Genomic DNA, 26,184 nt, shown 5'->3' with positions numbered 1-26,184 from the left:
ATTGCAAAATGCGAATATTCTGATAAAGACCAAATTATAATCAACAGTTAGCTAGGAACTATGCAACAACTATTCGACGAGCCCAAGTCTCGCTATCTACTTATGGTAGAAGACACGGCTTCCGTTGCTGCGCTGTATCGCTCATATCTATCTCCATTGGGTATAGATATCAATATCGTTGGAAACGGTAGAGATGCAATTCAAAGTTTAGCGCACCGGACGCCTGACCTCATTCTACTGGATTTACGACTTCCCGACATGACGGGTATGGATGTATTGGACGCTGTAAAAGAGTTCAATCCCGATGTTCCAGTCATCTTTATGACAGCTCATGGTTCTATCGACATTGCGGTAGACGCTATGCAGCATGGCGCGCAGGACTTTTTAATCAAACCGTGCGAAGCCGATCGACTTCGCGTGACGGTAACCAACGCCATCCGCAAAGCTTCTAAGCTACGTAATGAGATTAATGATTCTAGTAGCCAAAACTACCAAGGATTCATTGGCAGCAGCCAACCCATGCAGGCGGTTTACCGCACTATTGACTCTGCCGCTTCCAGTAAGGCCAGTATCTTTATTACTGGAGAAAGTGGTACAGGTAAGGAAGTGTGCGCAGAGGCGATCCACGCTGCGAGTAAACGAGGCGATAAGCCATTTATTGCGATCAACTGTGCCGCCATACCAAAAGATCTTATTGAGAGTGAGCTGTTTGGACATGTCAAAGGTGCCTTTACGGGGGCGGCAAGTGACCGACAAGGTGCGGCAGAACTCGCTGATGGCGGCACGCTGTTTCTTGATGAACTCTGTGAAATGGATCTTGATCTACAAACTAAACTACTGCGCTTTATTCAAACGGGTACCTTCCAAAAAGTGGGGTCTTCACGTATGAAGAAAGTGGATGTACGTTTCGTATGTGCGACCAACCGAGATCCTTGGAAAGAAGTACAAGAAGGGCGATTTAGAGAAGATTTATACTACCGACTTTATGTTATCCCTCTTCATTTGCCACCGCTTCGAGAGCGTGAAGAAGATGTGATTGAAATTGCCTACTCGTTATTAGGCTTTATGTCGCATGAAGAAGGTAAGAGTTTTGTGCGCTTTGCTCAAGACGTCATTGACCGCTTCATTCAGTACGAGTGGCCAGGTAATGTTCGCCAATTGCAGAATGTATTGCGCAATGTGGTGGTATTGAATCAGGGTAAAGAAATAGAGTTAAGTATGTTGCCGCCGCCTTTGAATGAGCCAGCGGTTAAGCCCGCAAACTCAAGTAATGTGGTATCAGTATCATTTGGGCCACAGGACATCCAACCTTTGTGGAAAACTGAAAAAACCACCATAGAGCAAGCGATAGAAGCGTGTGACGGTAACATTCCACAAGCAGCGAAACACTTGGACGTGAGTCCCTCGACAATCTACCGCAAAATACAGGCATGGAATGCAAGCGAGAAGAAAGCATGAAGTTTATGAATCGAGAAAAAGTAGAGCAGCTCACTCGCGAGATTGGTCAAGATAACATTCCTATTCTTCTAGGGATTTTCACCGGAGAGTTGGTGACTTATCAGGCGCAGTTAAGTGAAGGTGACTTAACCGAAAAAATGTCGCACATGAAGGAAATCTGCCATGCGCTTAAGAGCAGTGCAGCTAGCTTCGGAGCTGAGTCACTGTGTGAGTTTGCTATTGATATCGACGCTCAAGTGAAAGGTGGCAAATTACGAGAAGATCAAGCCCAGGTCGACAGTATGCTGGCGAATCTTTCGGAAACACACTCTTGCTATATAGAATTCTTAGAGTCGATTAAATAATGTCATCACCGAGTTGCAAAACGGGGGCACCATTTGGCGCCCCCGTTTCTTTTGCATCAATTATTAAAGCAGTGACTCGATAGCATGCTTTAGTTTTACTCGGTCATGACGCCAATCTCTATTTGGCGATGCCAGAGGAAGGGTAACGCAGTTCCATTGACTGCAAATATCAGAGTGTGCTTCTTCACCTAAAACAACGTCCAGTTTTCTGCCTTGAAGTGCACGTTCACACCACACCAGCTTCTGCTCTAATGTCATGCGGCCGGCTGGGCCATATTCGGGTGATAAGTTTTCGACAAATACGACTTTAGCAGTTTGATTCTGGCAGATAGCTTGGCTCAAATCAGCGAGAAGCAGCGGTGGCATAATACTGGTTAAGAAACTGCCCGGTCCGAGAATAATACAATCGGCTTGAGTAATCGCCTCTACCGCCTCTTTGGTGGCGGGCACGACGGGGTCGAGATCCAATCTTTGTAAATCTTGTTCCATCTCATCAACGGATGTCTCACCAGTCACCCACTTACCATCGACTGAAAGTGCTGTTAGGTCAGATGGATGCTCTGACATTGGAATGATATTGACATCAACCGCGAGAAGCTTGCGGATTAAATGTATGGCTTCAAGTGGACGAACGGACAAGTTATCTAGCGCAGTGAGCATTAAGTTGCCAAGGTTGTGACCGTTGAGATCGCCGGAACCTTTAAAGCGGTACTCAAACATCATGGAGCCAATAGACGGGTCGGTAATAAGCTGATTAATACAGTTACGAGTATCACCCCAAGCGATGCCGCCTTGACATTCTCGGATGCGCCCAGTAGATCCACCATTATCTGTAGTAGCTACGATACCTGTAGCATTCCCGCCAAATTCCTTCAAAGCCGCCAACATACGACCTAGCCCATGACCACCACCAATGGCCACGACTTTCTTTGATGAATATATGCTCATCTTATACTTCTTTTGAGTTATCTGAACTTTGTAACATAGGTTAAATTGTTCATTTGAGATACTCAACTATAATAAAAATGACGAATATGTAAGGTTTTTTGACATGAAGGCTGGAAAACCATACCGTTATTGAGTATTTTACTCAAAAGCTGTTACCGACTCATTATGCGGTAACTGCCATAACTCCGAGCTCTACGCGCTAAGTCGAACCAAAGATAAGCTTCTAGAGCCAGTGACAATTTGTCACAAGGGCATAATTGGAAATGATTGTGCCTCCCGTGTTTGGAAAGGTGTTCCGTGGCGCAACAATTCGAAGATAAATTTAATCGCAAGTTCTATTACTTGCGTCTTTCGGTTACAGATGTCTGTAACTTCAAGTGTACATATTGCCTCCCTGATGGCTACAAACCGCCTGGTCACAAAAGACCAGCCTTTTTGACGCTTCCAGAAATCAAACGCGTGGTTACCGCGTTTGCAGATTGTGGTACTTCCAAAGTACGAATCACTGGTGGTGAGCCGAGCTTGCGCAAAGATTTCCCTCAGATCATTGAAACGGTAGCGAATACACCGGGTATTACGAAGGTAGCAACGACGACCAATGGTTATCGAATGGCTAAACAAGTTGATACATGGCGTCAAGCTGGCCTTACCAATATCAATGTAAGTGTAGATAGTCTCGATCCAAGAATGTTCCACCAGATCACCGGTGAAAACAAATTTACTGAAGTGATGTCTGGCATCGACCGAGCGTTTGAAGTCGGCTATGAGCAGGTCAAAGTCAACGTGGTATTGATGAAAGATCTCAATGCCAAAGAGCTTCCTGCCTTCCTTAACTGGATCAAAGATCGTCCGATTCAATTGCGTTTCATCGAGTTGATGCAAACTGGTGAAATGGACGAGCTATTTAACAAGCATCATGTCTCCGGCACTGACATTCGTAATCAACTGATTGCCAACGGTTGGATCTTGAAAGCTCGAAGTCAAAATGATGGCCCAGCTCAAGTTTTTGTTCATGCGGACTACCAAGGTGAGATCGGCCTTATCATGCCATACGAGAAAAACTTCTGTGAAAGTTGTAATCGTCTACGTGTGTCGGCAATGGGCAAACTGCACCTCTGTCTATTTGGTGACCATGGTGTAGAGCTACGCGACTTACTTCAAGAAGACGCTCAAGAGAGCGCTCTGATCGAACGAATTCAAGCACAATTACAGACCAAATCAGTCAGTCATTTCCTGCATGACGGTAATTCAGGGATGACGCCGCATTTGGCATCTATCGGCGGCTAATAGACCGCGAAAAAATACGTAAAAATTTTATAGGGTGAATAATCATGGGTCACGCAGAAAGCAAGTTCGTGCCTGCAAATATCGCAGTGCTAACCGTATCGGATACACGTACCGAAGAAAATGACACGTCAGGTCGCTTTTTAGTCGAGAATCTACAAGAAGCAGGCCACACACTGGCGGATAAGCAAATCGTTATTGACGATATCTATCAAATTCGCGCAGTGGTGTCGAAATGGATCGCTGATGAGAGTGTGCAAGCGGTAATGATCACTGGCGGTACGGGGTTTACTTCTCGTGACAGCACGCCTGAAGCACTCGTTCCACTATTCGACAAACAAGTGGAAGGCTTTGGTGAGCTATTCCGTGCAGTTTCTTACGAGGAAATTGGCACATCAACTATCCAATCTCGTGCAATCGCAGGTTTTGCAAACCACACGGTTATCTTTGCGATGCCAGGCTCGACTGGAGCATGTCGCACAGGTTGGACAAAGATCATCAAGCAGCAACTTGATGCTAGCCACCGCCCATGTAACTTCATGCCTCATCTAAGTAAGTAATCATCTAGGGAAAGTCATGTCCGAATTTACCCATATCAACGCCTCTGGCGAAGCAAACATGGTCGATGTGTCGGCTAAAGCCGAGACGGTGCGTGAAGCAAGGGCCGAAGCTTTTGTTCACATGGCACCAGAAACTCTGCAGATGATTACTTCAGGCAACCATCACAAAGGTGATGTGTTTGCTACTGCACGTATCGCAGGTATTCAAGCGGCTAAGAAAACATGGGATCTTATTCCTTTGTGCCATCCGTTGTTACTGTCTAAAGTGGAAGTACAGCTGGAAGCTATCGAAGCGGAAAACAAAGTACGTATCGAGTCTGTTTGTAAGCTAGCAGGTAAAACTGGCGTAGAAATGGAAGCGTTAACAGCTGCGTCTGTGGCGGCTTTGACTATTTACGATATGTGTAAAGCGGTACAAAAAGACATGGTTATTGAAAACGTTCGTCTACTCGAAAAAACGGGTGGAAAATCAGGACACTTCAAGGTGGAATCATGATTAAAGTACTTTTCTTTGCACAAACTCGTGAGCTGATTGGTCAAGACAGTGTGGAGCTTGCTGCTGAGTTTGCCACAATCGAAGATATTCGAGCCCATCTTGCCGCTCAGCAAGGTAAGTGGGAACTAGCTCTTGAAAGTGGTAAGTTGCTTGCTGCTCTTAATCAAAATATTGTTGCTCTGGATGAGAAAGTTCAAGACGGCGATGAAGTGGCTTTCTTTCCACCGGTAACGGGAGGTTAACATGACCTTAAGAGTATCCGTTCAACACGAAGACTTTTCAGTGGGCGCTGAATACGATGCGTTAGCTGAAGGTACAGCGTCGGGTGCAATTGTCACGTTTACCGGCAAAGTTCGCGATATGAACTTAGGCGACAATGTTACCGGTTTATCACTAGAACACTATCCGGGAATGACAGAACGTTCGTTGGAAAAGATCTGTGATGAAGCAGAAGAGCGTTGGATGTTAAATGGTATTCGTGTAATTCATCGCGTGGGTGATATGGATGCCGGTGACCAAATCGTATTCGTTGGAGTATCTAGTGCTCATCGTGGATCTGCGTTTGAAGCTTGCGAATTCATAATGGATTACCTTAAAACCAAAGCTCCGTTTTGGAAGAAAGAGCGAACCACAGAGTCGACGCGTTGGGTTGAGTCACGAGACTCCGACGCTGAAGCGGCGGCACGCTGGCAAGAAAAATAATCTAAATCAAAAGAGCATGTCGATGATATGCTCTTTTTGTATCACTCTATGGTGGCTAAGTACTTGTCTACCACTTTCAATACACCTGCTTTATTGTTGCTTGGAGCAATAAAGCGACTCAGTTTCTTTATCTCAGGATGTGCATTGTCCATAGCGTAAGAGTGGTAGCTCTCTTTTAACATTTCAACGTCATTGAAGTAGTCACCGAAGCTCATCGTTTCCTCAAACTTAAACCCTAAATGCTGTTGCAAGAAACGAATAGCAGCCCCTTTTGAGGCTTCTTTATTCATGACATCCAACCATATTTTTGCGCTTACCACCACTTGATATTCATTGCCAAAATGATCATTGATGGTTGGGAAGACATGTTGCTCAGCGCCGTCAAAGTTGCAGATAGCGACCTTGATAAAATCGTCTTCGACAGAGAGTAGGTCTTCGACATATTCGCATCGATGATAGTATTTACGGATTTCCTCAAGCGCTCTAGGATCCTGAGTTTCAATATAGGCTGAGTGCTTACCGCATAGAACCATATAAGTGCTATCTATAGATCGGGCTGTTTTGATGATCTCTTTTACGGCCGCCGTATCTAATGTGCAGCTGTAAAGCTCCTCATCGTTTTGCATGACCAGCGTGCCATTTTCGGCGATAAAAATCAGCTCATCTTGAATAGAAGAAAACATGTCTTTAAGGCTGTAGTACTGACGGCCGGAAGCTGGTGCAAAGTGAATACCTTGCTCTTTAATACGCTCGTAGAGAGGGAAAAAATCTGGAGTCAGTTGACCGTTTGGGTCTAGCAGTGTGCCATCCATGTCCGTTGCTATAAACTTGATTGTACTGTGCATATATTATCGCTGTTCAAATGGTAAGAGACGTGTGCAGTATACGTAAATCGACGCGATGGTGAAGTAAATAACTGGAATCTTAGTTAATGACTTAGTCACGTTGACGACAGACGGTTTAGTTGTTGGGTGAATGGGTTCTTATCACACTCAAAATCACCTTAAGAGATAGCTAGTTATTGCATTTCGAACGTGTGAAACGGAAATTTCGATAGTGGGCCGAATGGTGAGCGCCAGTACTTTGATCATACAACCCAGCCCAGTTTGAGAACTCTGGCGCGGTGGCCCAGATATTCATCATCGCTCTTAGTTTCGTGTCGGTTTGGCTAGGAATAGGTTGTGTTTTAGTATTGCGCACTTTGTATACCAGTTCATCGTCGATGTACCATTTTATGGTGTTTTTATTCCATTCTATGGCGTACTTATGAAACTCATCTGCGGCGTCAAAATCTAGGTAGTGAATATATTCATTACGCTGCTCGTAGCTATCGTCGTTACTCCAAAAATTAAACTGTACCAAGTTGGTGTTCAGGCCAATAAATTCAATGTCAATTTCGTTATGGGTTCCATTGCCACCTTCAGACTGATCGTAGGGACCTGCAAACAGGAAGAACGCGCTGACGACACCTTCTGCTTTGACAGGCTTCATCTCTACCTCAAAACAGCCGTTCCCATAAAAGCCTTGAGTGCGTATCTCTCCTGATACGATATCTGGATAGCCATGATTGTCGATGATATTGGATAAGTTGAGTGCCAACCCCTGTGGACTAAATTCTGCGTGGTCGTGCTGCCATCGATTTAAAAACGGATAACCGTTCTCCCACCCGTCGGCGATAAACCAACGATTGGTGTCTAATGAGATCAGCGGGTCGTCAAATGCTTTCCCAGCCTCGGCAGAAGTGGCAAGACACACCATGGCAAGTGTTGTAGTCGTTGTTTTCATTATCGAGTCCTTTCATTGGCTTAGAGCTTTCACCTCGGGCTGAAATCGCTGTTATGGCCCGCTCTTTATAGTAGTTGTGGACGACTGACAATCCATCAGAGCGTTGTAACAGTTTTGAGAAACAACAAAGTTAAGAATCACACTATTGGTGCAACTGCATGATGATAGATCACAGTAAGACGTGGTAAATACAAAGAAATAGATACAAATTGTTGATATTTAGTGACTTTAATAACTGGCAATGTTCTTGCAGTGACATGAAGACTTCTAAATAAGAAGCGTGACATAAAGTGTCTCACTAATAATCAGTTGGCGACGGTGCGTTCTCATTCATTCGAGGCGCACCTTTTTTCTATTGAGTAAGGGATATGTTGTGGCGATGGCTAATTCTTGGATTACAATGGGTGAGTCAGTACATATAAAAAGGATTAAGTTTGTCGATTATTAAAGAGTGTATTCGCACGGTTGGCCGTGGGTCTCGTGGACGTGGTCCGTTAACTCAGGAACAAGCTAAGCAAGTGATGGAAGAGTTTATCGATGGACAGATCGGTGATGATCAAATGGCTATGTTGATGATGCTTATCCGCGTCCGCGACGAAACCCCAGAGGAAATCGCGGGCTTCGTGGAAGGTTTGAAACCTCATTACCCAGATATTAGCGCTGATTTCGATTGGCCATTATATGCGGGTAAAAGAGTAGGGCAGTCATCGGGAAAACCTTGGCATCTTATTGCTGCGAGCATTTTGGCGGAACATGGTGTACGGGTGGTGTTGCATGGCGACTTGGATAAAGAAAGTGATCGCTTACATGCAAAAGACTGTTTGGGTACACTGAATATTTCCAAAGCGGAGGATTTAGCGCATGCACAGCAACTTCTTGACCGCGATAATATTGCCTATTTACCGCTGAACCACTTTTGTCCACTCGCCAAGAAAATGTTGGATTGGAAGCATCGCTACGGTTTAAGAACACCGATCAATACCGTTATTCGAGCCCTGAATCCAGCGAATGCACCTTTTGGTATGCGAGGAAGTTTTCACCCGGGTTTCCAAGAACTGCACGCCAAAGTCGAACATCTTCTCGCTCGACATGGAAGAGACAACAATGACTATCAACGAATGCTATCGTTCAAGGGACAAGGTGGTGAAACGGAATACAATCCGAAAGTAAGCCAAACTGTGTGGTGGGTCGAATCCGATACGATTCATTCTGAGTACGTTGAAGAAAGTATGGCCGAGCTAGCGCTTCCACAACACTGTCCATTACAGACACCGCAAGAAGAAATGCAGTTGATGGCAAATACCGTTGTATCCACATTGACGGCAGCGCTGTTTTCAATTTCAGGGGATTGGCAACAAGCATCCGAGAAAGCAAACCAATACTGGAATGGTTATTGCGAGACTCCACACTCAAGTTGTTAAGTAATAAACAGGCGCAGCCATTGACCGCGCCTGTTTTAGTTTACCGTTATTAACCTGTCAGGACGTTGTCTTCAGGGTATTTTAGTAATGTCGGTTTTGGTCTGGCTAGCATGTAGGCTAAGGTTAGTGGTCCAACACGACCAATAATCATCACGACAATCATAATCCACTTACCTTCGGTATTGAGCTGAGCAGTTAAACCTGCTGTTAGTCCGACGGTAGCAAATGCCGATATGGTTTCAAACAACACTTGTTCAAATTTTGCCTGTTGGGTGACCATAAGTAAGAACATGGCGATAGTCAAAATAGCGCCGCTCACCACTATGATTGCTAGCGACTTAGTGACGGTCTGCCAACTAACAGTGCGATTAAAGATCTCCACGTATTGTTTCTGCCTTAAGAATGCCCATGTGGCATAGAAGGCAACTGCGAATGTCGATACCTTAATACCACCACCTGTCGATGTAGAGCCTGCACCTATCAGCATTAAGATAATCATAATCAGTAGTGCAGGTTGCCCAAACTGAGCGATATCAACGCTATTAAAGCCAGCAGTACGAGCACTTGCCGACTGGAAGAATGCGGAGAGCCATTGTCCACCAAGAGGTAAAGCCCCTAAAGTGTCTGGGTTGGTGCGTTCCAGTAAGAAGAAAAAGAGTGTGCCGCCCAACAACAAGATGGGTGTTGCAGTGAGCATGATTTTTGTATGTAGCCCCAGTCGAGAAAAGCCTTTCTTACCGTTGATGGCAAGATCACTGACCACGGTAAAGCCCAACCCACCGAAGATGAATAACCCAGACAAAACCAGCAGGACGATTGGTTCTGACGCGAAACTCATCATACTGTCTGAGAATAAAGCGAAGCCGGCGTTATTAAAGGCGGAAATCGCGTGAAAAATCGAATAAAACACCCCTTGTGACCAGCCCATTTCGGGGACCCAGCGCATTGCTAAGACAGCCGCACCAATAGCTTCCGCAATGAAGGCAAAAATGATGATTTTCTTTACTAACCCTTTAATATTGACACGGCGATCTTGGCCAAGCGCCTCTTGAGCCAAGGCTTGCTGTTTCAGACTTAATCTAACACCAAACATGTAGAGTAAAACCGCTGAAAGCGTCATTTGCCCAAGGCCGCCAATTTGCATCAATAGCATCAGCAACACTTTTCCTGAAGTCGTGAAATGCTGGCCAGTATCGACCACGCCAAGTCCAGTCACGCTGATAGCGGATGTCGCCGTAAAGAATGCGTCGCTAAAGCTCAATCCAGTAACCGAAAATACGGGCAGTGTCAGTAGCAAAGCAGAGGGCACTAAAACTGCCAGAAAACTCGCTACAATAAGGTAAGGCTCTGACGGTACCGCTGATTTCTTATTGAGTTTAATTGGGTAAATCAGACCTTTCTGGAAACGACGATTCATGACAATCTGATCTTTTCGTGCAGGTCTTTTTCTGGGCCAGCAACAATGATCATGTCACCAATTTCAAGTGTTTGGCTCATTTTAGGGTTGGCGTCTAGCTCAGGACCGCGCTTGAATCCCAGCACTTTAATATTGCTAGCTTGGCAAATAGCGACGTCAGCCAAAGTTTTGCCCATTAACTTATTGCCAACGACGATTTCGGTTAGCGCTAAGCCACTTCCTAGTTCATTGAAAGCAATCACTCGGTTATCAAGCATACGCTGCGCTACTCGGATACCCATATCTCTTTCAGGCATGATGATTTTATCTGCGCCTATCTTTTGCAAGATTTTGTACTGGAACTTGTCATTCGCCTTAACCCACACTTTCTTCACTTTGGCTTCTTTAAGCACCAGTGTGGTGAGAATACTGGCATTGATGTCATTACCTATGGATACCATCACCATGTCGAACTCATTCAGTCTGAGCTCTTCAACGGTTTCTTCTATCGTACAGTTGGCAATAATGCCTTGTGCGACGATTTTAGACACTTCCTTTACACGATCTTCATTGATGTCGATAGCAAGAACTTGAGCACCGGCTTCAGATAACTCTTTACAGATACTCATTCCAAAACGCCCTAAACCAATCACGGCGTATTGTTTGGTCACTGCTTTCATAATATCTACCTGCTTACTTTGTTTTTATGCATTCGGAGCTTAACGCTAGGTGGCTGTTGTTTAAATATAGTATTAATTATCGGATAAAAATTTCAGTGTTATCTGACAATAACAGCGGTTCACGTAAATATACATTAAGCGCCTAAAACGTAGACAGGTCAATGCTCTATTCGATTCGGCTATGTTGAGGAGATTAGGCTCGACTCATAAACTGGCTTTCCAGATGGTCGTTGACTGATTGCTCAAACAAAGATGTCAACCAGTCTAGGTCATGTTCTTGTATCGAGGTTTTTACGATAAAGGCTCGTTGCATAACATTGGCGCTAATGACTGCTTTGCGATGTTCCAAATCCGTAATACCTCCATCAAATGACAGCGTTTTGTTGTTCTTTACAGCAATGATGTTTGTGAGCTGTACGATGAGCGACATGGCATCACATTTCGAGGCGATACGATACAAGTAGCCGGATTCAACCTTCTGTTTCACCCAGTAATCCATGTCAATGAGGCTTAACGGGGTGCGGCTGATGAGCAGCGCTTCACACTGTTTTGGCCAAAGCTCTATTGATACTGGGGTATGTTTGAATTCGGGTTGGCCAGAAAAAGGGTCAGTATTGGGCGAGATAAGTTGACACGCTTTGGCATTACTGGCGGTTGCCAAGTTCCAGTGAATGGGTACAAAGGCGTGCTCAGCAGTCACGCCGGAATCTACCGCCACCCGCATGTGAATATTGGCGTGTGGGTTGGAGAGCTCTGCGATGTCTCCGGATTTAAGTCCCCACATGAGCGCCGTATCAGGGTGCAGGTTTACAAACGGTTCTGGAGTATGAGAGGCCAGATTAGGTGACAATCCAGTGCGGCTCATGGTGTGCCAATGATCTCGCGTCCGGCCAGTGTTAAGCAAGATAGGCAGCGCATTGCTTGCTGTTTGTTGCGGGGCTTCATAACCCGTGGTGACAAAGTGTGCTTTTTGGTCAGCAGTATAAAACTGATGTTGGTTAAACAGCCGCTGGTTGACGATATCGGTTTGTAACGTTAACACTGGCCATTGTTGCGGAACCAGCGTGTTATAGCCTTTGTCATCCAACTGAGCTAACCCACTTAATGTCAGATCACGCTGTTGACCGCCCTCATTACCTAAGGTCGTCATGCGAGCATACTCGTTGAAGATTTGCCCCTCATGTAAATAATTAAAAGCGTTGGTGAAACCCATTTTCATTGCCACTTTGCTTACTATCCACCAATCAGGTTTAGCCATGCCAGGGCTGGGAAGCAATCGACGTTGTCTTGAAATACGGCGCTCAGAATTGGTGACTGTGCCCGATTTCTCGCTCCAACCTTGTGCGGGTAAAAGCACGTCAGCTAGTTGGGCTGTTTCGGTTTCCTTAATGCAATCTGAGACCACCACAAACGGGCATTTTTGTAGCGCTGATTTTATTTTTTCTGAGTTAGGTAGACTCACCATGGGGTTAGTTGCCATGATCCAAATCGCTTTGATTTTTCCTGCTTCGACTGCGTCAAATAGGTCGATCGCTTTAAGACCAGGCTTAGTGGCAAGAGTGGAGGTTTGCCAAAACTCACTAATTAATGAGTGATGCTGTGGATTATCAAACTCCATATGACTTGCTAATGTGTTTGCCAGTGCACCTACCTCTCTTCCTCCCATTGCATTAGGTTGCCCAGTGACAGAGAAGGGCCCCATTCCTGGCTGTCCAACTCTACCTGTAGCTAGATGGCAATTTAGAATGCTGTTGACTTTGTTCGAGCCACTGCTGGATTGATTAATGCCTTGCGAATAGATGGTGACGGTTTTTGGGGTGTTAGCAAATAGAGTGTAAAACTCTTCAAGTTGCGATTGAGTTAGCCCTGTGATGGAACCAACGTCGACCGTCTGCTTCGCAACGGCCAACGCGTCATCAAACCCTTGCGTATGGTGTTCTATGTAGTTTGCGTTGAGCTGTCCCGTCAGTGAGAGATGATTCAATAGTCCGTTGAACAGAGCAACATCACTGCCAGATTGAATGGCGAGGTGTAGATCGGCAAGCTCACAAGTTGCGGTTTGACGAGGGTCAATTACCACCACTTTCATATTTGGATTATTCTGCTTAGCAGTCTTTAAGCGTTGAAAAAGGACCGGATGACACCACGCCAAGTTAGAACCAGTAATGACAACCAAGTCAGCCAGTTCGACATCTTCATAGACCACGGGGACAGTATCGCTGCCGAAAGCACGTTTATGGCCTACGACGCTCGAGGCCATACATAACCTGGAATTACTATCGATATTGCCGCTGCCAATAAAGCCCTTCATGAGTTTGTTGGCGACATAGTAATCCTCAGTGAGCAACTGACCTGATACATAGAATGCGACAGAGTCAGGACCATGTTGTTGAATGGCCTTCTGGAATTGCTCAGCGACAAGAGACGTCGCCTCATCCCAAGTCATAGACTTTTCCTCTAAAGAATCAATGCTGCGAGTGCGATGGATCGGTGATAAAAGGCGACCGTCGGTAATGACCGTATCCCCAAGTGCGATACCTTTGGTACACAGTTTGCCATAATTGGAGGGATGCTGTTTGTCGCCTCTTATTTCCAGAAGACCGTTTGCTTTTGGTCTCGCTTCAACACCGCAACCGACTCCGCAATAGGCACATGTTGTCTTAATCCAGCCTTCTTTAGTCATAACCTTTATCCTTGCTGATAATTTCCGTTAATTGTTGTTGAAAGCAAAACGCGCGCCATTGGGGCGTTGTTGGGTTAAATATGTATTTATCCCTAATATAGTCAATTAATACAAATGGTTAGCCTATATACCACTAAAGTGGTATATAGGCTTTTTTGACAAAATATCAGTTATTTATTGTTTATTTGCACTGTTTTGGGATTTATCGCACTAAAAATGCTCAAAATCTTCTCTAATTGGATTTTTGTGGGTGTTGTTTTTGTGTTTCTAAATCAAAGGCTGAAATTATATTTCATTGTTTTTAAAGAGTTTATTCAAAAAATAACGAGACTATTATCATCGCTGGCATCCTTATTGCCTCTAAGTTGGCAAGCGAATAAAAAAATTTCGCCTGTCTATAAGGAGAAATGCCATGCAAGGAAATAGTATGAGAAGTAATCATATCTCATTGGTGGGTGCTGGACCGGGCGATCCTGATTTGCTCACGGTTAAGGCTCTTCGAGCAATCCAATCTGCTGATGTCATTATCTTTGACAATCTCGTTAGCCAAGAGATCAAGGCACTTTTTCCATCCAACAGCGAGCAGGTTTATGTTGGCAAAGCTAAGGGTTGCCATAGCTATACCCAGCAGCAAATTAACCAAACCTTAATCGACTATGCCCATCGAGGTGGACGAGTTTGCCGAGTTAAAGGGGGCGATGCCTTTATATTCGGTCGTGGCGGAGAAGAAATGCTACTACTCAAAAAACAAGGCTTTGATGTTGATGTTATTCCTGGCATTACGGCTGCTTCGGGGTGCACCACATACTCTGATATCCCGCTTACTCATCGCGGTTTAGCTCAAGGGTGTACTTTTATCACCGCCCATGCCGAAAAGGAATTGGACATACATTGGAAAGCACTGGCTGACCTGAATCAAACTCTCGTTATCTACATGGGATTAAGCAAAGCGGAGATGATTGCGAGCTCTCTTATAGACGCAGGTTTATCGGCGTCTACCCCTGTAGCGTTAATTGAAAACGGCTGTTGCCCAGCACAAAGAACGGTGCTGGGCAGTTTGGATGAGCTTGTCGAGTTAAGAGATAGTCATCAAATTCAGTCGCCTGCTCTCATTGTAATTGGCCAAGTGGTTAAAGTGGCCGAGCAAATGCAGTGGCTGTCGCAGCTCAACGAACGAGTATTGATGGAATCACCAAAACAAAATCAACAACACAAATTACAGCTGACAGCGTAATTATGAAAGGAAGCATTATGAAAACACAAAGGATTGTGGTGGTCGGCAATGGGATGGTAGGCCACAAGTTCATTGATAGCGTGATTGCTGCAAACGATGAGTCTGCGCAAATTATCACGTTTTCAGAAGAGTCGCGACTTGCTTATGACCGCGTGCAGCTTACCAGCTATTTTGATGACGATAAAGGTGCTGAGTATCTTGCGCTAACCGATGAAACTTACTATCAGAATCATGGGGTTAACTATGTCTTAAATGACAAAGTTGTCTCGATTGATACAGACCAAAAGCAGGTGACAACCGAAAGTGGGCGTCAGGAGAGTTACGATAAGTTGGTACTTGCCACGGGTTCATTTCCTTTTGTACCGCCCATTTCTGGTAATGACCAAGAACACTGTTATGTTTATCGCACCATTGAAGACCTAGATGCCATCGAGTCGGGCAGTAAAGTCAGTAAAACAGGCGTCGTTGTCGGAGGTGGATTACTCGGCTTGGAGGCCGCTAACGCGATTAAAAACCTTGGTTTAGATACACATGTGGTGGAGTTTGCCCCGCGTCTTATGGCGGTGCAGCTTGATGAAGGTGGCGGCGCATTACTGCGCAGGAAAATTGAAAATTTAGGTGTATCGGTGCACACCGATAAAGCGACTACTGAAATTATTGCAGGTGAGCAGGCTCGCTATCGAATGAATTTTGCTGATGGTACTTACCTTGAGACCGACCTTATTGTCTTCTCGGCTGGCATTCGTCCTCAAGATGAGTTAGCGCGTCAAGCGGATATTGAGATAGGGCCGCGCGGCGGAATAGTGATTGATGACCAATGCCGTACCAGCGTCGAGGATATCTATGCAATTGGCGAATGTGCTTTGTGGCAAAATCAGATCTTCGGGCTTGTTGCTCCGGGTTATCAAATGGCAAAAGTCGCAGCTAGCCAAATTGTCGATTCATTGGAGCCACTGGCATTTACTGGTGCCGATATGAGCACCAAACTTAAATTGTTGGGCGTTGATGTTGCGAGTATCGGTGAGGTTCACGGAAAGACAGTTGGTGCGCAGTCATACACCTACAATGACGAAATTGAGCAAGTCTACAAGCGGCTAATTGTGTCTGAGGATGGCAGTAAAATTGTAGGTGCTGTTTTGGTAGGGGATGCTGACGCCTACGGCAGCTTATTGCAACTCAAACAAAACGACATAGCTCTCCCAGACAGCCCTTCGGTATTAATTCTGCCTAACGTGGCTGACGATAGCTCAGCAGGACTCGGTGTGGATGCTCTGCCTGACTCTGCGGTGATCTGCTCCTGTTTTGATGTGACAAAGGGTGATATCAAACAAGCGGTGGCGAGCGGTTGTAACACGATGGCTGCGCTAAAAGATACCACTAATGCATCGACAGGTTGTGGTGGCTGTTCAGCGTTAGCAAAACAAGTACTCGATAGTGAGTTGATGAACCTCGGCGTTGAAGTGAACAACGATATTTGTGAGCACTTTGCCTATTCCCGTCAAGAACTCAGCGACATTATTCGCGTTAACCAAATTAAGACGTTCGATGAATTACTATCTAGCCATGGCTCTGGGTTGGGCTGTGAGATTTGCAAGCCAACAGTGGGCTCAATTTTAGCGTCGTTTTGGAATGACTATATTCTGGAAGAGCAACACGTGGAGCTCCAAGATACCAACGATATCTATCTGGGTAACATGCAAAAAGATGGAACATATTCGGTGGTTCCTCGTATCGCTGGTGGTGAAATTACACCAGATAAATTGATTGTACTTGGTCAGGTAGCTAAAGATTTCGACCTATATACCAAGATTACCGGAGGTCAACGCGTTGACTTGTTTGGGGCACAACTCAATGAGTTGCCTTTGATTTGGAAGCGATTGGTGGAAGCAGGATTTGAAACCGGACACGCCTACGGAAAATCGGTACGTACGGTGAAATCGTGTGTCGGGAGCACATGGTGCCGCTATGGTGTCGGTGACAGTGTAGGTTTAGCTATCGACATTGAAAATCGTTACAAAGGGCTAAGATCGCCTCACAAACTGAAGTTCGCTGTCTCAGGCTGTACTCGTGAATGTGCAGAAGCTCAGTCGAAAGACATTGGTGTGATTGCCTCCGACAAAGGTTGGAACTTGTATGTGTGTGGTAATGGTGGCATGCGTCCTCGTCACGCCGACTTGCTAGCCACTGATCTTGATGAACACACACTGATTCGTTATATCGACCGTCTATTGATGTTTTACGTCCGCACTGCAGACCGTTTACAACGAACTTCTGTGTGGCTTGAAAACCTAGAAGGCGGCATTGAATACCTCAAACAAGTGATTGTCGATGACAAATTGCAACTCGCCGATGAGCTGGAAGAGGACATGGCTACCAATGTCGGCAAGTATCAGTGTGAGTGGAAAACCACACTCGAAAACCCAGAGAAACTAAAACGATTCCAACACTTTATTAATACCGATGAACTGGATGGTAACCTTCAGTTTGTCAATATTCGCCAACAAAGATTCCCAACTAATAATAAGAAACAAGCGCTTATTTTGGAGCAACGTATTGATGTTGTTGAAGTTTAACGACGTTGCCTCGCTATAGGCGAATGAAATTTGATAGTTAAGGAGAAGAATATGAGTCAGTGGTTAACTGTTTGCTCAACTGATGACTTAGTACCACATACCGGAGTGTGTGCTAAAGTCGAAGATAAACAGGTCGCTATTTTCTATTGTCAGCGTAGCGACCAACTGTACGCGCTTTGCAATTATGATCCTTTTGGCCATGCCTATGTGATGTCTCGCGGCATTATGGGCTCGCTAGATGGCCAACCTTGTGTGGCTTCACCGCTTTACAAGCAGCACTTTAACTTACATACGGGTGTCTGCATTGAAGAGCCAGAGGTCCAACTGACTCGGTTTGATGTACGAGTCAGTGGTAATGATGTTCAACTCAAGTTGCCACTTGCAGCTTAACTCTTCGTGTACAAGGAAACCTGATCAACACATTGATCAGTAAAAGGAATTTGTTATGGAAAGCACTAAATTTAATTTGTTTTCGTTTTCAGGGAAGATGAAAACACTGCACTTAAGCTGGATGGCCTTTTTTATTACCTTTGTGGTTTGGTTTAACTTTGCACCATTACTTCAAATGGTAAAAACGTCATTGGGCTTATCAACGCAAGAGATCAAAACCTTACTTATCCTCAACGTGGCGCTGACGATACCAGCGAGGGTAATCATTGGTATGTTGACCGACAAATATGGTCCACGTCTGGTCTACTCCGCACTGTTGGCAATATGTTCTATTCCATGTTTTGTTTTTGCGTTGTCAGATTCATTTATTCAAGCGGCTATCGCTCGTTTCCTATTAGGTTTTATTGGTGCAGGGTTTGTTATTGGTATTCGTTTAGTATCTGAGTGGTTCCCACATGATGAACTGGGTACTGCGGAAGGTATTTATGGTGGTTGGGGCAACTTTGGCTCAGCGGCGGCGGCTTTCACTTTACCAACCTTGGCTCTGATGTTTGGTGGTGACGACGGATGGCGCTATGCCGTTGGTGTGACGGGCCTAATGAGCTTGGTGTTCTCAGTCATTTTTTATCGTAACGTTCAAGATACGCCAAAAGGATCGACTTACTTTAAACCTAAACATTTAGCAGCGATGGAAGTGACATCGAAAGGGGACTTTTTCTTCCTGTTGATCATGAAGATCCCAATGTATGCCGCGCTTGCTCTACTTGCTTGGAAACTTGCTCCATCGAATATTGGCATGTTGAGTGACACTGTGGTTAACGCCTTCTATGTGGGCTTAGTAGTCCTATACGGATACGAAGTTTCTCAAGTCTGGAAGGTCAACAAATCTATCTTCTCTAAGCCAGTTCCGGAGATGCATCAATATAAGTTTAAGCAAGTAGCGGTGTTGAACGTTTTATATTTTGCCACGTTCGGATCGGAGTTGGCGGTGGTCTCGATGTTACCTCTGTTCTTCTCTGAGACTTTTGAACTGACGCCTGTTTTAGCGGGTATGGTGGCTTCGGCTTATGCCTTTATGAACTTAATGTCGCGTCCTGGCGGCGGTTGGATCTCAGATAAATTTGGTCGTAAATCGACATTGTTAATTCTAACAGCAGGTTTGGCTGTGGGTTATTTTATGATGGGTCAAGTCAACAGTGAGTGGCCGTTGTGGCTTGCAGTATGTGCTGCCATGGTTTGTTCGTTCTTTGTTCAAGCTGGTGAGGGTGCAGTGTTTGCGACGGTGCCATTAATCAAGCGCCGCATGACAGGTCAAATCGCTGGAATGACAGGCGCTTACGGGAATGTCGGTGCTGTGGTTTATCTGACGGTTCTGTCGTTCGTGGACTATCAAACCTTCTTCTATGTTATCGCGGGTACAGCGGTTCTTGGTTTTGCAACCTTGATGTTTATGGAAGAGCCCAGTGGTCAAATAGCTGAGGTAAACGAAGATGGTAGCGTAACGTTAATCAACGTATCTCATTAATGGTAATCGGGGAGTGAGCACTTAGCGTGCTCACTCGTTCAAAAGCTCTGCTTGCACAGGGCTTTTGTTCTCCGAAGGTTTAATTAGGGAATGATTATGGGCTTACCGCTTAACCATCCACAAGCTCTGACGACATCATACGGCGGCGTGTCTTCTGCAGGTACTCGAAGCGAAAACCAAGACGCGTTTGTGGTTCGAGAGCCAAGACTGCAAAGTGAGTTGGAAACCAAGGGTATGCTTGCTTGCATTGCCGATGGTGTGAGCTGCAGTGAACACGGGCAGAAAGCCAGTCACACTAGTGTGATGCAGTTTGTCGCCGATTATTATGCAACGCCAGAAAGTTGGAGTGTTCGGCGTTCAGCAATTCAGGTATTGACGTCATTGAATACTTGGCTATATGAGCAGAGTCTGAAGCAACCGCTGAAGCATAATGGACTGGTAACTACCTTTAGTGCCATTGTCGTCAAATCCAATACGGCTTATCTATTTCATGTGGGTGATAGCCGGATATACTTGCTTAGACAAGGCAAACTCCGTTTGTTAACTAGAGATCATCAGCGGACCAACATCGGTAAAGCGACGTACCTAACTCGCGCTTTAGGCATGGATAGCAAATTGGAGGTCGATTTTCAGACCTTTGCCGTTGAAACTGGCGATCTTTTCTTGCTCTCAACCGACGGGGTACATGATTTCACCACTGATGAACAGTTGGTCAACGTTATCCAAAATCAGCACCAAGGCTTTGAGACACGAAGCCAAGCATTGACGGATCTCGCCATAGAAAATGGTAGCCAAGACAATGTCACCAGCTTATTGGTTTCCATCGATCATGTTCCCAACCTAACATTGCATGAGTTTCAACAACAATCACTTAACCAAGTGGTGCCACCCCCGCTTAAAGTGAACAACAGAATTGATAGTTACACGGTGACAAAAGTACTTCATGCTGGAACTCGAAGTCATGTTTATGAGGTGAGGCAGGAACAGACTGATAGGAAGTATATTCTCAAAGCGCCTTCTTTACTGCATGTGGAAGATAAACAGGCTCTACTCGACATAAGTAATGAGTATTGGGTGGGAACGCATGTGAATAGCCATCGAATCATGCGTACTTATCCACGACCTGCTAATTCTCCCTTTCTCTACTTACTATGTGAACCGATAGAAGGGAGCACGTTGAGGCAATGGATGCTTGATAACCCAACGCCGAGCTTAGACTCTGTGAGGAGCATTGTTTCTGAGATAGTGAAAGCGGTGCGAGTGTTGCAACGGTTAGATATGGTACATCGCGACTTAAAGCCGGAAAATGTAATGATATCAGAGTCGCTGCAAGTGACCTTGATTGATTTGGGGTCTGTTTCGGTGAAGGGCTTAGACGAAGCAAGACAAGAACAAGGTGTTCAAATGCCTAAAGGCGCGGCGAATTATATTGCCCCTGAGTATTTGAATGGCAATGAAGCGACAACCGTATCCGATTTATTTTCTGTTGCGGTAATGACGTATGAAATGCTGTCTGGCACGCTTCCCTATAAAGCGGTGATCGCACGCAGTGTCGACAATGCACGCCATCAACAGTGGAAGTATCAGAGTATTCAAATTACCAATCCTGAACTCCCGCTGTGGTTGGACATGGCCTTAAAGAAGGCTTGTCATCACAATCCGCAACATCGTTATCAAGCGTTGGGAGAGTTCTTATTGGATTTGAGTCAGCCGAATAAAACGTTAATGAAACAATATGAGACGAGTCCGTTCATTAAAAAGCACCCATTGCTCTTTTGGAAGGGAGCGACAGCGTTGCTTGCATTATTAGCCGCCATCGAGTTGATGCTGTTACTGATTCAATAGCTGTTTACTTGACGCGCATAAGCTGGTGTTTAGTGCGACCGAGTTCGAACACTAAGATTTGTGAACGCTTCATGCACTCGACTTTACTCAGCATCTCTTGATCGTAGCCTTTGCCTTTCATCCAAGATAGCGGAGACGAGAACTGATCTTCATTGACCACATATGACTGGTCTTTGAGTATGGACTCGGAAACATGGACTACCCAAATGCGAGAGCGAAATTCGACCGCATTCGCGAGAGAGTTGAGAAGTTTTTTTAGCATGAAAATGACTCAGTGCATTGAGTTAACAGACAATAAGGCGACCGATTGTTACAAAAATCTTAACAATAAGATAGGCAAAACAAGAAAATTCGTCTTACGCTTAATTTAAACGGGACAAACAATTCTTACCTAACATCATGGATTGATAGGTAATGTCTATTACAAGAATCGTAGAATCCCATTTAGCAATATTGAAAATTTGGACAACAATAAACTTATCAAGATTAAGTTATTGGGGCTGAAGGAGATCGCCATGGAATCGCTAAAAGTTAAAGACTACATGACTCAAAGAACGGTGACCTTTACACAAGACATGTCATTGAGCGCTGCGCTTGATAAAGTCATGCAATCTAACCACCTTGGTGGTCCAGTTATTGATGAACGAGAACAAGTAATTGGCTTCATTTCGGAACAAGACTTGCTCGATAAGTTGGTTAAAGTTAGCTATCACTGTCAAGACACGCATACTGTTGGGGATTGTATGCATCAAGAGGTGTTGTCAGTGACACCAGAAACGTCAATCATTGAACTTGCCGATATGATGAAGGTCGGTAAACCGAAAGTCTATCCTGTTATCGACAATGGAAGATTGGTAGGAACGATTACTCGCCGCGATGTACTTCGAGCCATCGGCAAAAATATTGAAGCGTGCTTCAAACATCCTGTGTAAACTAAACAATATTCCCCTATGGGCGCTTCGGCGCCCTTTATTGTTTGTTGCGTGTAAATAAAAAGGACTGATATGGCGGACCAATCGGCTAAATTCGTTGAAGGATCAACCATGAGGCATATCCTGGTGATGTCAGGAACCTCTACTGTCGGAATCATGGCGATATTCATTGTCGATTTACTCGATATGCTCTTCATCAGTATGTTGGGTCAAGCCGAACTGGCTGCTGCGGTTGGGTTCGCTGGTACGTTAACCTTTTTTGCAACCTCCGTTTCTATAGGAACTTCCATCGCTATGGGTGCATTAATGTCCAAAGCGATTGGAGCTAAGAACGTAGATTATGCAAGGCAGATAGGCTCTAGTGTTCTTGTCATCGCATTTATCATTAGCGCGATTGTAACGGCAATAATGTGTGCCTACATTCCAGAACTGCTGACGGCCATCGGTGCAGAAGGGAGAGCACACGAGAGGGCAGAAGCCTACCTTTGGATCTTATTACCGAGTACGCCTCTGATTGCTTTAGGTATGGCTAGTGGTGCAGGTTTGCGAGCTGCGGGTGATGCTAAACGGTCGATGTGGGCAACGCTTGCGGGTGGGATCGTTAACGCTATATTGGATCCTATTTTCATTTTCGGTTTTAACTGGAATGTGGAAGGGGCCGCCGCCGCTTCGGTGGTCGCACGATTTGCTGTGTTCTATTTCTCGTTTGCACCGTTATTACGTGTTCACAAATTACTAGCCAAACCTACATATTCGAATGTCATTAGTGATGCCAGAGTGATGTTGGCGATCGCTATTCCTGCCATTATTACTAATACCGCAACGCCTATTGGTAATGCGATTGTGACCACTGCTATTGCCCAGTATGGTGAGGATTTTGTTGCTGGGTTTGCGGTAATAGGTCGTCTGACGCCAGTTTGTTTTGCCTTTATCTTTGCGCTGTCTGGGGCTGTTGGGCCTATCGTGGGGCAAAACTATGGAGCGGTAAGAATTGATCGTGTGGAGGAAACGCTAAAGAACTCACTCATCGTGACGACCATCTACACATTAGTGGTTTGCGCTTTATTGTATCTTCTCCAACAGCCGATTATTAACATGTTCTCGTTAACCGGTGATGCATCGCTGATCGTGGCGGCATTTGCGACTTATGTAGCAATTACCTTTGTGTTTAATGGTGTGCTGTTTGTTGCGAATACGTCGTTCAATAATTTGGGTAAGCCACTGTATTCTACCGCACTTAATCTGAGTAAGGCGACATTAGGTACTTTGCCATTTGTGTACTTAGGCTCATTATGGTTTGGTGCGTTGGGCGTCTTGTATGGACAAGCGGTGGGTAATATCGTGTTTGGGGTGTTAGGTTACATTGTTCTTAAATTCCATATCTCTGAACTGCGTAAGACTGGCGAATGTCAAAGTACAGAAGAAGACCCAAGTTTGGTTTGTGTTAACTCTCAACCATTCAGTACAACAGACCCGGTTATGATTAATGATGTGTCGAAAGTTGAGGAGCAGTTAGAGTCGCCAACACTATCAGGGTAAAATTCTTCTTGACCTTGGAGCTAGCTCCAAGGTTTACACTTGGGGTGTAGGATAAGCAAAGGAGAATCCCATGTGTACAAAACATAAAGCGTGCAGCTCACAATCTATCAACGCCATTCGTCCCGCGGGTGATGCGTGCAACGCGCCAAAAATCGCACAAGTAACGGCTATTTCTAGCGAGCAATCTGCGGATTGTTGCGACTCAGAGAGCAGTTGCTGTGCGTCGGAACCTGATGAACCTGCCGCCTCCGGTGGGAAAAGTGAACCTGATTCTGGACTATTAAAATCTTGGAAAGTTGTCGGGATGGACTGTCCCGCATGCGCTAGAAAAGTGGAATCAGCAACCAATAAGTTAGCTGGTGTGGTGAGCTCTAAAGTTCTGTTTGCCACTGAAAAGTTGGTGGTTCGAGTTAATGATGTTGCGTTATTTACTCAAGTTGAAGCAGCCGTTGTTGATGCTGGCTTTACTCTGAACGCTTTAGATGGCAGCAATAATACAGCGCCGCAAGACCAACTAACAGGTTGGAAAAAAACATTAAAAGACAACTTTCATATCCTTGCTATCTCTACAGGTATGGCGATCGCTGCTGCGTTTAAAGGCAGCTTGCCGCAGTTAAGCGAATGGCTATTCACGCTTACATGTATTCTTGGTCTTATCCCTATTGCCTCAAAGGCATTGAAACTGGCCAAATCTGGTACTCCTTTTGCCATTGAAACACTAATGAGTGTGGCGGCGATTGGTGCTCTGTATCTCGGTGAAACGGTAGAAGCAGCAATGGTTCTGTTACTGTTTCTTATCGGTGAGCGATTGGAAGCGTTTGCTGCTTCGAGAGCGCGCAGTGGTGTCCAAGCGCTAATGTCCCTGGTTCCAGAAGAAGCTACAGTGATTGTAGATGGTGTGCGTCAAACCAAGAGTGCATCGGCACTTGTGCCCGGTGACATTATCGAAGTTGCACCTGGTGATCGTATGCCAGCCGACGGTTCGTTATTGGATGCTAACGCCAGCTTTGATGAAAGTGCATTGACAGGCGAATCGCTCCCTGTCGAACGCCATGTCGGTGAGACTGTTATGGCTGGCGCGGTACTGGCGGACAAAGTAGTACGACTCACGGTAACGTCCAAACAGGGTGAAAACGCTATTGACCGCATTCTTCACCTCATAGAAGAAGCGGAATCGAGAAAAGCGCCAATCGAACGATTCTTGGACAAATTTAGTCGTTGGTACACACCATTAATGATGTTGGTATCGCTACTAGTAATTATCACGCCGCCTCTTATGTTTGCACAGCCATGGGAAACCTGGGTGTATCGTGGTTTAGCGTTACTGCTGATCGCTTGTCCTTGTGCGCTTGTGATCTCAACACCAGCAGCGATTACGTCAGGCCTTGCCGCGGCAACAAGACGTGGTGCACTGATTAAAGGCGGCGCAGCGTTAGAGCAGTTAGGCAACGTTCAAGCCATTGCATTTGATAAAACAGGTACACTGACGCTAGGTAAACCTCATGTTACTGACGTAGTAGTGACAGCAGATTTGGATACTGAGCAAGTGTTGGCGCTATCTGGCGCGATTGAACAAGGTTCAAATCACCCTCTAGCAACGTCATTGATTAAGTACGTAGAGCAGCGTGGCATTACTATTCCAGAAGCCCAAGAGAAAAAAGCACTGGTTGGTGTTGGTATCGAAGGTATTGTTGATGGTAGTAAGTGGATATTAAGCGCACCATCTAAAGTCACTTTTGACATTGCTGACGAGGTGATGGATAAAGTGGTTGAGCTGGAAAATGGCGGAAAAACGGTGGTGGTACTGGCGACAGAAAACACGGTGAAAGGCATTATCGCATGGCAGGATGAAGTGAGAGCGGATACCGCAGAAGCGGTGGAAAAACTCGCTAAGCTCGGTATCGATACCATCATGTTGACGGGTGATAATGAGCGAAGCGCACATGCGATAGCAACGCCACTGGGTATGGATTATAAAGCAAGTTTGTTGCCTGCAGATAAAGTCACCTTTGTAAATGAGCTAGCTCAAGGTCGTCGCGTCGCTATGGTCGGCGATGGCATCAACGATGCACCTGCGATGAAAGCGGCGAATATTGGTATTGCTATGGGTGGGGGGACTGATGTTGCGTTGGAAACAGCTGATGCAGCTCTGACTCATAACCGCTTGAGTGAGCTTCCTGTGATGATCGAGCTCTCAAGAGCAACACTCAGTAACATTAAGCAAAATGTTACGTTAGCATTAGGTTTAAAAGGCATATTCTTAGTCACTAGTCTTTTAGGTATTACAGGGTTATGGGTTGCTGTCTTAGCAGATAGTGGCGCTACCGCCATCGTGACCCTCAACGCACTGAGATTACTGCGTCATAAATCTAAATTTGATTGAATGTAG

At 45.3% G+C, this 26,184-nt stretch carries 23 protein-coding genes and 1 riboswitch; of the genes, 16 read left to right on the top strand and 7 right to left on the bottom strand.

The annotated features are described in order from the left end of the window. Positions 1-60: 60 nt before the first annotated feature. Both luxO and luxU read left to right on the top strand, forming a co-directional pair. Positions 61-1,458: a quorum-sensing sigma-54 dependent transcriptional regulator LuxO gene (gene luxO / locus VME0621_RS08115; RefSeq protein WP_062462808.1), complete on the top strand. Its 1,398-nt coding sequence runs from the start codon at positions 61-63 to the stop codon at positions 1,456-1,458. Further along, the gene (gene luxU, locus VME0621_RS08110; RefSeq protein WP_006072947.1) at positions 1,455-1,802 is read left to right on the top strand and encodes a quorum-sensing phosphorelay protein LuxU; all 348 of its coding nucleotides are present in this window, start codon (positions 1,455-1,457) and stop codon (positions 1,800-1,802) included. Before luxO ends, luxU begins: the two co-directional genes overlap by 4 nt. 63 nt (positions 1,803-1,865) lie before the next feature. Here the strand turns inward: luxU and VME0621_RS08105 are convergent, their stop codons facing one another. After that, entirely contained in the window at positions 1,866-2,750 is an 885-nt protein-coding gene (locus tag VME0621_RS08105; RefSeq protein ID WP_038229524.1) for a YvcK family protein, read from the bottom strand. Between the two features lie 171 nt (positions 2,751-2,921). Beyond that, a riboswitch (molybdenum cofactor riboswitch) is annotated at positions 2,922-3,059 on the top strand. On the opposite strand from VME0621_RS08105, the gene moaA reads away from it, so the two are divergent. The 5 genes from moaA to moaE all read left to right on the top strand — a co-directional run bounded on the left by moaA (position 3,048) and on the right by moaE (position 5,792). Beyond that, a complete protein-coding gene (gene moaA, locus VME0621_RS08100; protein ID WP_031494455.1) occupies positions 3,048-4,037 on the top strand; it encodes a GTP 3',8-cyclase MoaA in 990 nt (329 codons plus the stop codon). (Overlaps the previous riboswitch by 12 nt.) Before the next feature lie 44 nt (positions 4,038-4,081). Beyond that, entirely contained in the window at positions 4,082-4,594 is a 513-nt protein-coding gene (moaB, locus tag VME0621_RS08095; RefSeq protein WP_006072950.1) for a molybdenum cofactor biosynthesis protein B, read from the top strand. A gap of 16 nt (positions 4,595-4,610) precedes the next feature. Then, positions 4,611-5,090, top strand: a complete 480-nt coding sequence (moaC, locus tag VME0621_RS08090) for a cyclic pyranopterin monophosphate synthase MoaC (protein WP_006072951.1) — start codon at positions 4,611-4,613, stop codon at positions 5,088-5,090. Further along, entirely contained in the window at positions 5,087-5,332 is a 246-nt protein-coding gene (gene moaD / locus VME0621_RS08085; protein WP_006072952.1) for a molybdopterin synthase sulfur carrier subunit, read from the top strand. Before moaC ends, moaD begins: the two co-directional genes overlap by 4 nt. 1 nt (position 5,333) lies before the next feature. Next, complete coding sequence (moaE, locus tag VME0621_RS08080; RefSeq protein WP_006072953.1) at positions 5,334-5,792, top strand: molybdopterin synthase catalytic subunit MoaE; 459 nt, start codon at positions 5,334-5,336, stop codon at positions 5,790-5,792. Between the two features lie 41 nt (positions 5,793-5,833). On the opposite strand, the gene VME0621_RS08075 is transcribed toward moaE, so the two are convergent. Both VME0621_RS08075 and VME0621_RS08070 read right to left on the bottom strand, forming a co-directional pair. Next, on the bottom strand, positions 5,834-6,637 hold the full coding sequence (locus tag VME0621_RS08075) for a Cof-type HAD-IIB family hydrolase (protein WP_062462811.1): 804 nt from the start codon (positions 6,635-6,637) through the stop codon (positions 5,834-5,836). Positions 6,638-6,806: 169 nt separating this feature from the next. Further along, entirely contained in the window at positions 6,807-7,577 is a 771-nt protein-coding gene (locus VME0621_RS08070; protein ID WP_062462813.1) for a glycoside hydrolase family 16 protein, read from the bottom strand. Positions 7,578-8,011: 434 nt separating this feature from the next. On the opposite strand from VME0621_RS08070, the gene VME0621_RS08065 reads away from it, so the two are divergent. After that, positions 8,012-8,998: a glycosyl transferase family protein gene (locus VME0621_RS08065; RefSeq protein WP_006072956.1), complete on the top strand. Its 987-nt coding sequence runs from the start codon at positions 8,012-8,014 to the stop codon at positions 8,996-8,998. A 49-nt stretch (positions 8,999-9,047) separates the two neighbouring features. On the opposite strand, the gene VME0621_RS08060 is transcribed toward VME0621_RS08065, so the two are convergent. From VME0621_RS08060 to VME0621_RS08050, 3 genes are all read right to left on the bottom strand, one after another. After that, positions 9,048-10,415: a TrkH family potassium uptake protein gene (locus VME0621_RS08060; RefSeq protein WP_062462816.1), complete on the bottom strand. Its 1,368-nt coding sequence runs from the start codon at positions 10,413-10,415 to the stop codon at positions 9,048-9,050. Further along, positions 10,412-11,074: a potassium channel family protein gene (locus tag VME0621_RS08055; RefSeq protein WP_062462818.1), complete on the bottom strand. Its 663-nt coding sequence runs from the start codon at positions 11,072-11,074 to the stop codon at positions 10,412-10,414. The genes VME0621_RS08060 and VME0621_RS08055 overlap by 4 nt, the downstream gene beginning before the upstream one ends. A 193-nt stretch (positions 11,075-11,267) precedes the next feature. Beyond that, positions 11,268-13,757: a molybdopterin oxidoreductase family protein gene (locus tag VME0621_RS08050; protein ID WP_062462821.1), complete on the bottom strand. Its 2,490-nt coding sequence runs from the start codon at positions 13,755-13,757 to the stop codon at positions 11,268-11,270. A gap of 427 nt (positions 13,758-14,184) precedes the next feature. Between VME0621_RS08050 and cobA the strand changes: the two genes are divergently transcribed. The 5 genes from cobA to VME0621_RS08020 all read left to right on the top strand — a co-directional run bounded on the left by cobA (position 14,185) and on the right by VME0621_RS08020 (position 21,324). Continuing rightward, positions 14,185-14,991 (top strand): uroporphyrinogen-III C-methyltransferase, encoded by an 807-nt coding sequence (cobA, locus tag VME0621_RS08040; protein ID WP_231892929.1) that lies wholly within the window; start codon positions 14,185-14,187, stop codon positions 14,989-14,991. Positions 14,992-15,008: 17 nt separating this feature from the next. Beyond that, positions 15,009-17,564, top strand: a complete 2,556-nt coding sequence (gene nirB / locus VME0621_RS08035) for a nitrite reductase large subunit NirB (RefSeq protein WP_062462827.1) — start codon at positions 15,009-15,011, stop codon at positions 17,562-17,564. Positions 17,565-17,615: 51 nt separating this feature from the next. Then, positions 17,616-17,954: a nitrite reductase small subunit NirD gene (nirD, locus tag VME0621_RS08030; RefSeq protein WP_062462830.1), complete on the top strand. Its 339-nt coding sequence runs from the start codon at positions 17,616-17,618 to the stop codon at positions 17,952-17,954. Positions 17,955-18,009: 55 nt separating this feature from the next. Next, positions 18,010-19,479: a NarK family nitrate/nitrite MFS transporter gene (locus tag VME0621_RS08025; protein ID WP_038229538.1), complete on the top strand. Its 1,470-nt coding sequence runs from the start codon at positions 18,010-18,012 to the stop codon at positions 19,477-19,479. A gap of 96 nt (positions 19,480-19,575) precedes the next feature. Continuing rightward, positions 19,576-21,324 (top strand): bifunctional protein-serine/threonine kinase/phosphatase, encoded by a 1,749-nt coding sequence (locus VME0621_RS08020; RefSeq protein WP_062462834.1) that lies wholly within the window; start codon positions 19,576-19,578, stop codon positions 21,322-21,324. Between the two features lie 4 nt (positions 21,325-21,328). Here VME0621_RS08020 and VME0621_RS08015 read toward each other — a convergent pair whose 3' ends face one another. Then, positions 21,329-21,586 carry a hypothetical protein gene (locus VME0621_RS08015; RefSeq protein ID WP_062462835.1) on the bottom strand — a complete coding sequence of 86 codons (258 nt, stop codon included), beginning with the start codon at positions 21,584-21,586 and terminating at the stop codon, positions 21,329-21,331. Between the two features lie 253 nt (positions 21,587-21,839). On the opposite strand from VME0621_RS08015, the gene VME0621_RS08010 reads away from it, so the two are divergent. From VME0621_RS08010 to VME0621_RS08000, 3 genes are all read left to right on the top strand, one after another. Then, a complete protein-coding gene (locus VME0621_RS08010) occupies positions 21,840-22,256 on the top strand; it encodes a CBS domain-containing protein (protein ID WP_062462838.1) in 417 nt (138 codons plus the stop codon). Between the two features lie 72 nt (positions 22,257-22,328). Next, on the top strand, positions 22,329-23,795 hold the full coding sequence (locus VME0621_RS08005) for an MATE family efflux transporter (RefSeq protein ID WP_006072968.1): 1,467 nt from the start codon (positions 22,329-22,331) through the stop codon (positions 23,793-23,795). A 70-nt stretch (positions 23,796-23,865) separates the two neighbouring features. Next, a complete protein-coding gene (locus tag VME0621_RS08000; protein ID WP_062462841.1) occupies positions 23,866-26,178 on the top strand; it encodes a zinc/cadmium/mercury/lead-transporting ATPase in 2,313 nt (770 codons plus the stop codon). Positions 26,179-26,184 lie beyond the last annotated feature (6 nt).

Origin of the sequence: Vibrio mediterranei (genome assembly GCF_900088415.1) — a bacterium.
Taxonomy (GTDB): domain Bacteria; phylum Pseudomonadota; class Gammaproteobacteria; order Enterobacterales; family Vibrionaceae; genus Vibrio; species Vibrio mediterranei.
This window is presented reverse-complemented; position numbering and strand designations above follow the sequence as displayed.

Bases quoted from the DNA above. Each gene is read 5' to 3' on its own strand.
- luxO (WP_062462808.1), top strand. From the start codon at position 61: ATGCAACAACTATTCGACGAGCCCAAGTCTCGCTATCTACTTATGGTA.
- luxU (WP_006072947.1), top strand. From the start codon at position 1,455: ATGAAGTTTATGAATCGAGAAAAAGTAGAGCAGCTCACTCGCGAGATT.
- VME0621_RS08105 (WP_038229524.1), bottom strand. From the start codon at position 2,750: ATGAGCATATATTCATCAAAGAAAGTCGTGGCCATTGGTGGTGGTCAT.
- moaB (WP_006072950.1), top strand. From the start codon at position 4,082: ATGGGTCACGCAGAAAGCAAGTTCGTGCCTGCAAATATCGCAGTGCTA.
- moaC (WP_006072951.1), top strand. From the start codon at position 4,611: ATGTCCGAATTTACCCATATCAACGCCTCTGGCGAAGCAAACATGGTC.
- moaD (WP_006072952.1), top strand. From the start codon at position 5,087: ATGATTAAAGTACTTTTCTTTGCACAAACTCGTGAGCTGATTGGTCAA.
- moaE (WP_006072953.1), top strand. From the start codon at position 5,334: ATGACCTTAAGAGTATCCGTTCAACACGAAGACTTTTCAGTGGGCGCT.
- VME0621_RS08075 (WP_062462811.1), bottom strand. From the start codon at position 6,637: ATGCACAGTACAATCAAGTTTATAGCAACGGACATGGATGGCACACTG.
- VME0621_RS08070 (WP_062462813.1), bottom strand. From the start codon at position 7,577: ATGAAAACAACGACTACAACACTTGCCATGGTGTGTCTTGCCACTTCT.
- VME0621_RS08060 (WP_062462816.1), bottom strand. From the start codon at position 10,415: ATGAATCGTCGTTTCCAGAAAGGTCTGATTTACCCAATTAAACTCAAT.
- VME0621_RS08055 (WP_062462818.1), bottom strand. From the start codon at position 11,074: ATGAAAGCAGTGACCAAACAATACGCCGTGATTGGTTTAGGGCGTTTT.
- VME0621_RS08050 (WP_062462821.1), bottom strand. From the start codon at position 13,757: ATGACTAAAGAAGGCTGGATTAAGACAACATGTGCCTATTGCGGAGTC.
- cobA (WP_231892929.1), top strand. From the start codon at position 14,185: ATGAGAAGTAATCATATCTCATTGGTGGGTGCTGGACCGGGCGATCCT.
- nirB (WP_062462827.1), top strand. From the start codon at position 15,009: ATGAAAACACAAAGGATTGTGGTGGTCGGCAATGGGATGGTAGGCCAC.
- nirD (WP_062462830.1), top strand. From the start codon at position 17,616: ATGAGTCAGTGGTTAACTGTTTGCTCAACTGATGACTTAGTACCACAT.
- VME0621_RS08025 (WP_038229538.1), top strand. From the start codon at position 18,010: ATGGAAAGCACTAAATTTAATTTGTTTTCGTTTTCAGGGAAGATGAAA.
- VME0621_RS08020 (WP_062462834.1), top strand. From the start codon at position 19,576: ATGGGCTTACCGCTTAACCATCCACAAGCTCTGACGACATCATACGGC.
- VME0621_RS08015 (WP_062462835.1), bottom strand. From the start codon at position 21,586: ATGCTAAAAAAACTTCTCAACTCTCTCGCGAATGCGGTCGAATTTCGC.
- VME0621_RS08010 (WP_062462838.1), top strand. From the start codon at position 21,840: ATGGAATCGCTAAAAGTTAAAGACTACATGACTCAAAGAACGGTGACC.
- VME0621_RS08005 (WP_006072968.1), top strand. From the start codon at position 22,329: ATGGCGGACCAATCGGCTAAATTCGTTGAAGGATCAACCATGAGGCAT.
- VME0621_RS08000 (WP_062462841.1), top strand. From the start codon at position 23,866: ATGTGTACAAAACATAAAGCGTGCAGCTCACAATCTATCAACGCCATT.